The organism is Armatimonadota bacterium, from assembly GCA_031459765.1.
GTDB lineage: Bacteria > Sysuimicrobiota > Sysuimicrobiia > Sysuimicrobiales > Kaftiobacteriaceae > Kaftiobacterium > Kaftiobacterium secundum.
Map to the genome: position 1 here is coordinate 16,117 of JAVKHY010000018.1, position 10,814 is coordinate 26,930.

The following is a 10,814-nucleotide window of genomic DNA, read 5'->3' on the forward strand; positions in this document are numbered from 1 at the left end:
GTTGCGTAGGCTCTATATCCTGCCTGGCGTCCTGGTCTACGTGCGGGTGGTCCCGCGGGAAGACCTCGAGGGCGACAGCGGGTGGTGGGAGTACGACGACACGGCCTCGGCGGGCGTGATCTCCATTGCCCGGGACCTCTCGCTGGCCGAGCGACGCTACGTCCTGCTGCACGAGCTCCAACACGCCCTCGTGGACATCCTCGACCAGGCTATTCTCCAGAACGTGTGCCGGCCTATTGTCGAGGTCCGACGGCGACGGCGGCGGTAGAGAGACCAACCAGCAAGCAGTCCCGCAGCATGAGTACGACCTTGGTGTTACGAGGGACCTCAGGCGGTGGTGGTGTGGCCTCTAGGACGCCGTGACCGTGTAAATAGACGCGCCACCGGGTGCTGCCGGACTCAAGCCGGATGAGGAGGTGGATGTAGCGTCGCGGTCCATCGTAGCTCACTGTGTACAGTCCCCCAGCGTGAGCATGACCCTGGCGTCGCTGGGGACCCGTGGCGGCGATGTAGCCTCGAGGCAGAAGTCGTTCTCTAAGCTGCCGTTACAGTGTAACCAGACGCACCACCAGTCGTGACTGGACAAGACCGTGATGAGGAGGTGGTGGCGTGGCTGTCCGTAGTAGCTCATAGCGTACAACCATCCTCCAGTGTCAGCGTGATCTCCGCGTGGTCGAGGATCCCCGGTGGTGGCGGGGCCCACTGGCTCGGCTCGACGCGGCCGTTGCGGTGAAGCCAAAGACGCCACCAGCCCACGTCGGACACGATGTAGACGTCCAGGTGCTGCCCCTTCACGATCGACGCTCTTTGCACCGACAGACCCGTAACGTCAGGTGGATTTCTGCGTTGTCGAGGAGCTGTGGTGGCGCCTGCCACCTGGTTCCTACACCACCGCCCAGCGGGCCGCCGGAGTGGAGCCAGAGGAAGCTCCGGCGACCGTTGTGGTAGATGGTCGCGAAGAGGTAGCTCTCCACGTGCGGCCCGGGTGGCGGCTCGATCTCAACGGTCGTGGGCGGCTTCATCGGCTGTGGGCCCGTCGACAGGCTTCCAGGAAGCACGTGACGACCGCGTCTGGCGGGATGACCCGTTGCCGCGACGGCCAGATGAAACTCGGGCCGACACATAGCACACCCACCCACCACCCGTCGACCTCTATGACCAGATGTGGTGTCACCGCGCCAACCTCCGGTCGAACGCGCAGCTCTCTAGCGCGACGATCACAGCCCCACCCGCGTTGAGCTTCTCGAGGTTGGTCCAGACGCTACTGTCCCGGTGGAGCAGGACGTAGCCATCGTCCGACATGATATAGAGGTGCTGCGGCTCTTGAGATACGCCCGTCATGGGCTGCGCTTCAGGTAGCACGGCCCCAAGGCGACACGGAAGACGGCGCCGTGCAGGTCGGCCGAGACCGCCCACACACAGTCGATCCTGCCGTGTGCGTGGAGCGTCACGCTGGCGGCCTGGCGGCTTACGCGCTCTATAACGCTGTGCGACAGGTCGATCATGAGGTGAGACGGGGGAGTCAGTGGTGGCATCTGTCCAAGAAGACGAGGAGCGTGTGGTCACGTAGCTCCGACGCCCGCCGCAAGAGGCACTCGTCGACGTAGACGAGGAAGGTCGCGTCATGCAGGTCCGTCGGGCGCGGCCGCGTACATTCGATCATGGCGGTCGCGTGGAGCGCCGCGTGGACCTCTGTGGCGCGGCCCGAGTGGCTCCGTTTTATGATGAGGTGTGTGCTCACTTCTGGCAAGGATGCCATAGGATCACCCTCGTAGCCCCCGACGCGATCCTGTCACGTGGGGGCAGGCCGAGCAGGCACCGCTCCAGGTAGATGTCGACGCGCGTGTCCTCGCACACGTGCGCAAGGGTGGACCGGCCGATCTCCCACCGGCTCTCGGCCCCGTGCGCCACGCGGTGGATCGTCACACAGCCGTGGCCGTCGATGATCATGGAGAGATGGTTCCGTCCCTGTTGACTCGGCATGGTCCCTCGCAAGACACGATGACGCTGTAGCCGGGTTGTATGCGTCGGTGGGCAATGAGCGGCGCCTGAACGTGCGCGTGCGTGTGCAGCGCGACGCACAAGTAGAAGCCGTCTGCCTGGACGATCAGGTGAAGGTGTTTGGGCATAGATACGGTGACTCTGGAGCCTGGTCGGATGTGGCGGTGAAGGCGCTGGGCTTTGGTCATAGGGTGCATGTCCCGAGGATCACGTTGATGCGCATGCCCTTGTAGATCCTGGTGACCGCCGGCGGCCAGCCAAGACGCCCACCGATGTGGAGCGAGAAGGTGTACCCCGCAACGATCCCGAAGTAGATATGTTTGTGCCTCATGGCTTAGGGGTGTAGGTGCAAGCCCCGAGGTGTACGACGAGGCGTATCCTAGGCGACAAGCAGTTTCCCGTCGTCGGTCGCCAGCACCACGAGCACGTGCCAGTCGGCCCAGACAACCAGCCCGCCGGGCACCAGTTTCGGTTCTATGACCGCGCCCCGTCGAAGTGGCGTGCGCACGTTCCCCCACACTCGGCTCATAGCCTGCGGCGAGGGTTCAGCCTCACGGCGATCACGTCGCCCTCTAGGACCCGGCCGTTGGTGACGGTGATGACGGCGTCCGAGTTAAGCCAGACCACACTGGCGCGGTACTCCGCCCGCTCGATCCAGAAGAATAGGTGCTGCTTCAGGGCTCTAGACACGTGTACAGGTAGATCACAACCGCTGAGTTCTGGGCTGGATCTGCCGTGACGTGCATACCGACCCGCGCGTTAGCGTGGAGCACCAGGGCGTCCCCCCGCCTGTCTGGATCGACTGCGATGTAGAGGTGCTGGTTGTACTTCTTCATCCCCTCCCTCCAAATATGTCACTCTACCTCCCGCCAGTTATGTAAATGCGGATCTCGGCTCGTCGCCGCAGCCTGTAGGCCTTGCGGACGGTCCCGTCCGACTCCAAGACCGCGAAGAACCGGTCGGCGATAAAGGCCAGGCACATCGGTGCACTCATTTCGGTGCGATCCCTCCAATCAGGTAGACGCGGATTGTGGCTAGTCGCCGCGGCCTGTAGGCCTTACGGACGACCCCGTCAGCGTACAGGCTTGCGAAGAACCGGCCGGCTGTAAAGTCCAAGGCCGGCAGTACGTTTATCCCACTCACCGTCGGTCAGGTAGACGTGGACCACGGCCCGTCGCCGTGGCTGGTAGTACTTGACGACGACCCCGTCAGCGTGCAGGCGCACGGTAAAACCGCCTGCGACAAAGCCCAGGGCAGGCAGGCTCATTCTAGTCTCAGCGCACGCCCGCGGGCACGGAGGATGTGGACGTCCCCCGCACCGACCAGGGCCTTGAGAGCCGTCCCGCCCAGCGCGACCACGACCTTGGGCTGGAGCGTGCGAATGCACTCCAGCAGGAGTCCCCGGCAGCAGTGGACCTCGTGCATGGTCGGCGTGCGGTTCTGCGGGGCCGCGCACTGAACCGCGTTGGCCAGCGCCACGTCGGTTTCTGTAAACCCGGCTCGTCGTAGAAGCTCCCGAAGCAGTTGACCGGCCGGGCCCGTGAACGGACGCCCGCTCCTGCGGTCTTCGTCCTGGCCCGGCCGCTCCCCGACAACGAGCGCGAGCCCGGTCCACCCGTCGGGGATCTCCGGCCCCATGAACGGGCGCTGGCAACGCCGCCAGGCCCCGCATTCCTGGCACTCGGGGCGGTGTTCGGCTCCCCGCATGGGCTTATGATACCTCAGCCCGCTTCGGGGAGTAGAGCACCACCGCGGCGCGGTGGCCTCGGTGGTTCTCCAGCAGCTTGAGTCCAACGGCCAGGCTAGCCGCCCGGGCGTCCAGGCGGCACGTCCTACAGACGAGACGGACGCGCTTCTTCAGCATCGCACCCTCCTCACAACTCGCACCCGCCGAGACTCACGGCGACCGTGGCCGCGTCGGGTGGAACCTCGAACGCTGCGACGATGACACGGCGCTCCGGGGTCACGTGGAGTGTGGCGTCAATGTGGCCGAGCTGGTAGAGCGTGCCTATGCGCTTGTACCATTCGAAGACCACGTGGCCTCCGGCGGTCATCGTATACACCTCCGGCCCTGTATGATCAGTTGAATGAGGCGCACGTCGCCCGGTAGAAAGGCTGGAGCCGACACCACGAGCCGGCGCGGGGACGGGCTGTGAAGGTGCACCTCGACACCCGGCCTCTCGGTCACGAAGCCTAGGTGCATCGGATGCATCGTCTGTGCCTTCGGTTTCACGGTTCTGTCACCTCCTCACACCCACCAGTTAGTGCACGGCGCCACTATGACCTCGACGAGCGCGTCGTCGGCCGGCAGCAGCGGCGGGCTGGCCGCAGTGATCTTCAGGTGCAGGCCAGGCGCGGTGTGGAGCGTCGGGTCCACCAGCCACGCGAGGGCGCTGAACACCAGGTGCTTAGCTGACAGACGATCAACGCCCGCCATAGGTATGGCACCATCCGATGTAGACAACGATAGGTTGAGGCGCGTCCCGCCCGGCATTCCTGCTCCACACCCACACCCTGTCGTGTGTGTAGTGGAGTGACGCAAACAGCCCTGGGTGCTCGAAGCAGAGGTGTCGGTAGCGTGTCCTACTCATGAGTCACCAGGCGCACCGCCCGACCACCACGGCGATGCGCGCGCCGCGGGCGAATCGGCGCGCGGACTTCTCCACATGCAGCCCGCCCCCGGGGCAGTGGAGCGACACCCCCCGGGTTCCCTGGCTTGCGTCAACGAAGTAGATATGGAGGCTCATACCTCGACGAGGCCTGCCACGCACGGTTCCACGTAGACGCGGATCTCCTGCTGTGGCCGCCACCGGTGAACGCCGTTCCACACGCGCAGGCGCTCAGGGAAGCAGTGGAGCGACGCGCTTTGCACGTCGTCCTCGAAGTAGAGATGCCGGTTACGCCAGCGTGAGTTCGACCGCGACGACCTGGCCACCACGTTCCCACCCTCCCGCGAGGAACCGGCCCTGGTCTGTCCGACCCAGCCAGCCCTCCACGGCTCCGTGGACCTGGAGCCCGCTGACGAACAGCGGGCAGTTCTCCGCCGCGTGGAAGAGGTGGGCGTTGGCGTGGTTCAGCTCTGCCGACGCCCACAACCCGTGTCGGAGCGGGACCCGGAACTCCCCCGGCCGCGTCTTCCAGGTCTTCGTGGCCCCGGCTCGCCGCCAGGCCTCGATCTGGTGCTGGGCCCCGCCGCGCGGGCCGACGTCCACGCGGCACCGCCCGTAGTGGAACGTGTGGGCGCGGAGCGCCTCCTCCAGCGTCACCATCGCCTACACCTCCGGCTGATAGGAGTCGGGTGTGTAGGTCATCGTCTACACCTCCGGCTGATCTGAGTCGGGTGTGTAGATCATCGTGTCACCCTACCCACAAGCTGTCACCCACAGGCCGGAGCCCCCGAAGGAGCTCGTGGAGCCGCTCTGTCGGTACGACGCGGGTGACGTGGGTGGTGCCACGCTCCCCAGGCTCGCGCCGCCACAGCGTGACGGCGCGGAGATCCGACCGGCCCGGCACCGGCCGGATCCACACAGCACGTTGCAGGCATGGCGTGGTAAGCTTCATTGACGGTCTTCCTCCTTCCACGCCTCGAGGAGCGCCTCGAGGCTGACGGTTGGGTGATGGGCCGCGAAATGTGACCAGGCGTAGAGCGGGCCGTACGCCCGCACGTACGCCCGGTACGTAGCGACGAGCTCACGACGGTTCATCGGTACCTCCTTTCCCCGGCGCGGCGGCGTCGGGCTGTGGGGCGGGAAGCCTAAGCACGCCCCGTCTACACTGAACCTCACGCGGACGGCCCGACCACACTTCGGGCAGACCGCGAACTCCCCGGGGTCGACCCCGTAAGGGATCCCACCGCGGCCTGGCGCGCACCGTCTAGCCATCGCCTTCTCCTCGCAAGAGCCGCTGGGCCCGACAGGCCCAGCAGGTCACTTCCTTCCCCACGCACAGGCACGGCGTGCCGGCGAGCTCGCGGACGAAGCGCCGGAACGCCCGAAGCTGCCGGCTGCCCTGCCCCGTGAAGAAGGCACGGACGTGTTGCCACTGCTCGCCCTCCACCACAGGCATCGGTGCCCCGTCCACGTCGTGGAGCTCGCTGGCGGCAACCTCCAGCACCTCGAGCAGGTAGTGCTCGAGGTCCATCCCACGGCGGTGGGCGTCAGCCCACAGGCGGCGGATCACGGGCGGGATCTTCATCGCCTACACCTCCGGCTGATAGGAGTCGGGTGTGTAGGTCATCGTCTACACCTCCGGCTGATCTGAGTCGGGTGTGTAGATCATCGCGGAGCCCCCGCTCTGAGGACCGTCAGCGCCGCACGCAGCTCACGCCGGGCGTCGCGCAGCCTCACAGAGACGTCGCTCAGTGGACCGCGCGGTAAACGGGCTTGTTGCCGCATCTGCTCGACTTCCTCGCTGATCCGCTGCGCCAGCTCAGCGACGTCCGCTGTGGTGTTGATAAGCTCCTCAACAAGATTCATCCAGCCACCTCCCTAGCAGCCGCGCCCGGACATCCACCGGGACCGCGGCCAGGTCTTTGTAGGGGTACACGGTCACCAGCCGGGCCAGCGGCAGCGCGTGGAGCACGGACCGCGCCAGCTCGGCGGTGTCCGTGTCCACGACCACTACGACCCGGCCCACCGCCCGCGCGCGCAGCGCGGTCAGCGCCTCCCGGTTGACGGCCGTCCCCATGGTCGCGATGCCTAGGGCGCCGGCCATCGCCGCAGCCAGCGCGTCCAGCGGCCCTTCCACCACGCACGTTAGCCGGATCGGCGTGGTGGGGGCGACTACGACCAGGGCCGGTCCGCGCTCGGTGGCCGCGCTGACGTACCGAGGCTCCTGGCCGGCCAACGCCCGGGCCTGCCAGTAGCCCGGGACCGTGGTCGGGATCACGAGCCGCAGCCCGTCCCGGCACTGGGCCGCGTACCAGCCGTGATCCCGGGCCAGCTCCGGATCGAGACCGCGCTTGCGGAGGTAGGCTCGGGCCTCCTCCCAAGCGGCCGGGTCGCGCCGCGGGGTCGCACGACGACGCTCAATGGGCGGGTAAGGCCGCACCATCACGACCGATACACGAACCGAAGGTTCTTCTTCTGGAGATCTGTGTAGATCTCCTGAGCCTTTTGGCGGAGACGCTCCAACGTCTCCGCGTTGAACTCTGGAGCGTCAACGAAGTCCTGTAGCTCGGCCCCCAGCATCAGCACGGCTAGGACCGCCAACGTCTTCTCGTTCGTGGGGTCCTCCCGCATCATGGTGTAGAGGCGCTCCGGCAGCGCGGCACGGAGCGCTTCATCACGCTGCCAGAGCAGGCGAGGCAGCAGGTCCAGTAACTGCCCAGCCGAGGCAACGCGGAGCGCCGCCTCCCAAACGTCACTCGTGGTGACCGAGCTCTGCAGCCGCTTCACCACCTCGGCGACCACGTTGTCCGGGAAGAGAGCCCGGACTAACACCTCTTGGTGCCACTTCGAGAAGACGAGGTCCGGCCGGCGCTGGATCCACCGGCCGAGGTAGGCGAAGGTGCGCTTCGAGACCACCCGGGCCGGCCGCCGAGCCGGGCGGCTCCCGACGAGCCCCTCTGCCAACCACTTGAGCGTGGGGAGAGACTCCTCGACGTCCGCCTGCTCCCGCCCTGGCTCCGGGTAGTTGAACCAGAGCATGCGGTTGACGACGAAGTCCGGCAGGGGCCGGACAAACTCGTTGGCTAGGGCGAGCATTCGGACGCCCGGTTGGAGCCGGTGCCCGTGACATTCCCTTGACGTACACAGGGAGGCGATGGGTGTGATCACCTCCCCCTCGGCCTTGTCGAACTCATCCAAGACCCACAAGACCGGATCGTCTTGGTTGTCCGACCAAGGCCAGCCCGGCGGGCGCGAGTAGGAGGTAACGAGCGCTTCACGGCGGCGGCGGTCCTGTTGCCGCCAGGGCGGGACCAGGACCCCGCCCAGCTCCCACCAGGGCAGGGATTCGAGGATCGTCACCTGGAGCCGCCAGCCCAGCTCGTGAGCGAGCTCCTCGGCCAGGTGGTTCTTGCCCACCCCGACATCCCCCAGGAGCAGGGGGATGCCAAGATCCTGGCCCGGCCCGCCGTCGATCAAGGCTGCCCGGACCAGGTCCTTGATCACCTGACGGTAGGGCGGCCGGGGCTCTTCCGGCGCCGCGGCCGCCTCGGTGGGCTTCTCGCTCTCAGCTTTCTTCTTACCCATCTTCCCCCTCCTTCTCGTTCTTCGCCGCCTTCCAGACAACCACCCCGGCGCTGGGCGGCGGCGTCTGCCCGTCCGGGTCGACAATCACCCACCAGTCCCCGCCCGGGTGCTCCTTAGGCCACCCGTCACCTGGGTAGCCATCGGTCACCCACACAGCGGGGACGCCCGCGCGCCGCTGCGTCGCCGGCGGCAGGAAGCACGTCCCGCCGCCGCCGATTCGTGCGATGACCTCCCGGACGGTCGAGACGTCCGAGCGGTCGACCACGACCGTGTCGGTGCTGAAGACCAGCACCCGCACACGGCGCAGCGGCTTTTCGTCCAGGGCCGCCACGGCCGCGGCGACCGCCTCGTCCGTGATCGACCCGGAGACGTCCAGGATCAGGTCGAGATCGAGGCTCTTTCTCTCGGCCCCGATCCCAAAGCAGTCGGGCAGCGCGGCGTGTTCTCGCCAGACGACCGGACGCGGCTCCCACGCTGCGTGCCCGCGCAGCAGCCGCACCAGCACCCACACCCAGGGCGGCGGCGGGGCCTGGTCGACACCGCGGCCCCAGCCTGGATCGACCCAGGCTTGCTGTGTGAAGTGCTCGTGGGGGTAATCCCGGGCGGTGCTGGCCCGGGCGATGGCTTCGGCGAGCGCAATCACCCCGCCGGGCGAGATGTCGGGCTGCGCCCCGCAGGGGTGCGCCCCCGCGTCGCACTGGCCGAGTCCGCCACACCGCTGTGCGGCGTCGTCGTCGTTCTGCCCCGCGCCGGCACCGCAGAGTTGCGGCGGGCGGTTTCGCAGGGCGTGGTAAGCGGGGACCACGCCCATCGGCGGGAGCCCGAGCCGCTCGAAGGTGACCGACCCGGGGACGAGCTCGGGCAGGTGTGGGAGGTGGTGGTGGATCACCGCGTCGCTGGCCAGGTTGAGTGTCAGCGGATCCACCGGGCCGTCCCGGCGGAGCTTCCGGGCCAGCAGCGGGTAGCCCATGAGCCAGTGGTTGACCTCATGCTCAAGTATCCCCGCCCGGACGCGGTCGTCCCGGGCGTCCCACGACGAGCGGGGGATCCAGATCGTCTTGCTGTCGAAGTCGGTCGCGGCGGCGAAGCCGTCGACCGGCTCCGGTGTGTACTTGATCTCGAAGCCTTCTAGCGCCCGCCGGACGTACTCCGGCAAGGCGCTGGTGGGGACGAACGGCCTTTCGACACTCACAATCTCACCTCCTGGTGGGGACGAGGCAATCCTCCAGCAGGACTGCAACACGGTCGGCGGGGAGGACATTCACGTAGACGTCCACGTCCGCGCTGGCGTGTAGCCGTGCCAAACACCGCTCCACCGCGACACCAAAGATCACGTAGAAGGCCAGGCGGCGCCGCGGCACGGAGCTAGTCTTTCTAGTAGGAGCGGTGGTTGTCAAGAGGGAATTTCTCCCGGCGGCGCCTGGGCTAGGAGCTCGCCGCGGAGCGGGTCGAGCTCCGCGTCAAGCGCCGCCGTCAGCTGGGCGGCTTCTTGCAGCATCTGCTGGTAACCGCCACGGTCGCCCGTGGCGGCGGCCAGCGCCGTCGCGTAGAGCGCCGTGGACAGCGCTTGGGCGACCACGGCAGCCCTGGAAGCGGCACGGACGAGCTCTGACTCGTTCGCCGTCATAGGTCACACCCCCCGTCCTTTCTGGCGGCGCCGGCCTTTCTGGCGGCGCCGGTGTCTGGACAAAAAAAAAGGGGCCGTGCGCGTTTGACGCACGGCCCCCACCGCGTTAGGCTACGGCCGTGGCGGCCGTAGCCGTCTCGCGGATTCGGACAAGTGCTCGAATCCTGGCCGTGGTACGGGCGTCGAGCCCCGCCCGCTTGGCGAGCGAGGCTATCGCCGCCTCAATGCGCTCCTCCGCCGACTTGGGCGGAGGGATCAGGCCCAATGCTTCCCGGGCCTGTTTTACCACGGCCGCCCACTGGGCGCGCTCGTCCAGGCTCACGCCCCGGGCCAGGGCGTGGGCAACTACACACGCCTGCCCCCAGTTGGGGCAGGGCGTGCTGACGCCCTTCGGGACGAGTCCCAAGTCCCTAAGGGCACGGACGAGGGCCCTAGAGAACGCCCCGCCGGGATTGACCCCGGCTAGGTCGTTCTCCGCCGCGTACGTCGACAGCGCCCGCGCCAGGCGCTCGGGCGCCCGCCGGGCGGCGGCGAGCGCCGCCCGCAGTTCCGACCTGTGATCCATACAGGAACCCCCTTTCTTTAGCGCCTAAGCATACTGCCCTCCCTATCCGGGTTGCGTTCCAACGTCCGCGCCTATCACCTATCCCCATCACCGGGGCAGCGCGTTCGCTGTGCCCCAACTGTCGCCTGCACCCTATGGGGAGTACTGGGGCCGGAATATCCCTAGCTAAGTCCGCGAAAAATAAGGCGAAAATAAGACTTAGCGGGTGTCGAGTACCGTTTGCTGAAACACGGGTTTCAGCGTGTTGCTGAAAGTGGGGTTTCAGCGAGTTGCTGAAACGCTGAAAGTCCGGGCGTGCCACCCCAGGTACCGTGGTGTGGTCTGACCAGCAGACCAGCAGACCAGGAGAGAGGGACCGGGGGCCTGGGGACACGGGGCCCCGGTTAGGTGACGGGCTGTGGCGCCGAACGACGCCGCAGGGGGGGAC

General features: G+C 67.2%; 19 protein-coding genes. 1 reads left to right on the forward strand and 18 read right to left on the reverse strand.

Translation table 11 applies throughout. The features are described 5' to 3' along the window. Position 1 precedes the first annotated feature (1 nt). On the forward strand, positions 2-268 hold the full coding sequence (locus QN141_13465; protein MDR7559485.1) for a hypothetical protein: 267 nt from the start codon (positions 2-4) through the stop codon (positions 266-268). Between the two features lie 1,917 nt (positions 269-2,185). Here QN141_13465 and QN141_13470 read toward each other — a convergent pair. The 18 genes from QN141_13470 to QN141_13555 form a co-directional block, all read right to left on the reverse strand. Beyond that, positions 2,186-2,332: a hypothetical protein gene (locus tag QN141_13470; protein ID MDR7559486.1), complete on the reverse strand. Its 147-nt coding sequence runs from the start codon at positions 2,330-2,332 to the stop codon at positions 2,186-2,188. 48 nt (positions 2,333-2,380) lie between these two features. Next, positions 2,381-2,530 carry a hypothetical protein gene (locus QN141_13475; protein MDR7559487.1) on the reverse strand — a complete coding sequence of 50 codons (150 nt, stop codon included), beginning with the start codon at positions 2,528-2,530 and terminating at the stop codon, positions 2,381-2,383. Beyond that, entirely contained in the window at positions 2,527-2,691 is a 165-nt protein-coding gene (locus tag QN141_13480; GenBank protein ID MDR7559488.1) for a hypothetical protein, read from the reverse strand. Before QN141_13480 ends, QN141_13475 begins: the two co-directional genes overlap by 4 nt. Positions 2,692-3,073: 382 nt before the next feature. Beyond that, a complete protein-coding gene (locus tag QN141_13485; protein ID MDR7559489.1) occupies positions 3,074-3,268 on the reverse strand; it encodes a hypothetical protein in 195 nt (64 codons plus the stop codon). Then, the gene (locus tag QN141_13490) at positions 3,265-3,708 is read right to left on the reverse strand and encodes a uracil-DNA glycosylase (protein ID MDR7559490.1); all 444 of its coding nucleotides are present in this window, start codon (positions 3,706-3,708) and stop codon (positions 3,265-3,267) included. The genes QN141_13485 and QN141_13490 overlap by 4 nt, the downstream gene beginning before the upstream one ends. Before the next feature lie 167 nt (positions 3,709-3,875). After that, positions 3,876-4,037 carry a hypothetical protein gene (locus tag QN141_13495; protein ID MDR7559491.1) on the reverse strand — a complete coding sequence of 54 codons (162 nt, stop codon included), beginning with the start codon at positions 4,035-4,037 and terminating at the stop codon, positions 3,876-3,878. A gap of 212 nt (positions 4,038-4,249) precedes the next feature. Further along, positions 4,250-4,438 (reverse strand): hypothetical protein, encoded by a 189-nt coding sequence (locus QN141_13500; GenBank protein MDR7559492.1) that lies wholly within the window; start codon positions 4,436-4,438, stop codon positions 4,250-4,252. Positions 4,439-4,595: 157 nt separating this feature from the next. After that, the gene (locus QN141_13505) at positions 4,596-4,748 is read right to left on the reverse strand and encodes a hypothetical protein (GenBank protein ID MDR7559493.1); all 153 of its coding nucleotides are present in this window, start codon (positions 4,746-4,748) and stop codon (positions 4,596-4,598) included. Positions 4,749-4,898: 150 nt separating this feature from the next. Beyond that, positions 4,899-5,270: a hypothetical protein gene (locus QN141_13510; protein MDR7559494.1), complete on the reverse strand. Its 372-nt coding sequence runs from the start codon at positions 5,268-5,270 to the stop codon at positions 4,899-4,901. 288 nt (positions 5,271-5,558) lie between these two features. Continuing rightward, positions 5,559-5,705 carry a hypothetical protein gene (locus QN141_13515; GenBank protein ID MDR7559495.1) on the reverse strand — a complete coding sequence of 49 codons (147 nt, stop codon included), beginning with the start codon at positions 5,703-5,705 and terminating at the stop codon, positions 5,559-5,561. A 169-nt stretch (positions 5,706-5,874) separates the two neighbouring features. Beyond that, positions 5,875-6,195: a hypothetical protein gene (locus QN141_13520; protein MDR7559496.1), complete on the reverse strand. Its 321-nt coding sequence runs from the start codon at positions 6,193-6,195 to the stop codon at positions 5,875-5,877. A gap of 80 nt (positions 6,196-6,275) precedes the next feature. Further along, positions 6,276-6,476 (reverse strand): hypothetical protein, encoded by a 201-nt coding sequence (locus QN141_13525; protein ID MDR7559497.1) that lies wholly within the window; start codon positions 6,474-6,476, stop codon positions 6,276-6,278. After that, positions 6,463-7,053 (reverse strand): toprim domain-containing protein, encoded by a 591-nt coding sequence (locus QN141_13530; protein MDR7559498.1) that lies wholly within the window; start codon positions 7,051-7,053, stop codon positions 6,463-6,465. Before QN141_13530 ends, QN141_13525 begins: the two co-directional genes overlap by 14 nt. Next, complete coding sequence (locus tag QN141_13535) at positions 7,053-8,195, reverse strand: AAA family ATPase (GenBank protein ID MDR7559499.1); 1,143 nt, start codon at positions 8,193-8,195, stop codon at positions 7,053-7,055. Before QN141_13535 ends, QN141_13530 begins: the two co-directional genes overlap by 1 nt. Further along, the gene (locus QN141_13540) at positions 8,188-9,387 is read right to left on the reverse strand and encodes a hypothetical protein (GenBank protein MDR7559500.1); all 1,200 of its coding nucleotides are present in this window, start codon (positions 9,385-9,387) and stop codon (positions 8,188-8,190) included. The genes QN141_13535 and QN141_13540 overlap by 8 nt, the downstream gene beginning before the upstream one ends. Positions 9,388-9,391: 4 nt before the next feature. Next, positions 9,392-9,556 carry a hypothetical protein gene (locus tag QN141_13545; GenBank protein MDR7559501.1) on the reverse strand — a complete coding sequence of 55 codons (165 nt, stop codon included), beginning with the start codon at positions 9,554-9,556 and terminating at the stop codon, positions 9,392-9,394. A 32-nt stretch (positions 9,557-9,588) separates the two neighbouring features. Further along, on the reverse strand, positions 9,589-9,774 hold the full coding sequence (locus QN141_13550) for a hypothetical protein (protein ID MDR7559502.1): 186 nt from the start codon (positions 9,772-9,774) through the stop codon (positions 9,589-9,591). 154 nt (positions 9,775-9,928) lie between these two features. Then, complete coding sequence (locus QN141_13555) at positions 9,929-10,387, reverse strand: hypothetical protein (protein MDR7559503.1); 459 nt, start codon at positions 10,385-10,387, stop codon at positions 9,929-9,931. Between the last annotated feature and the right edge of the window lie 427 nt (positions 10,388-10,814).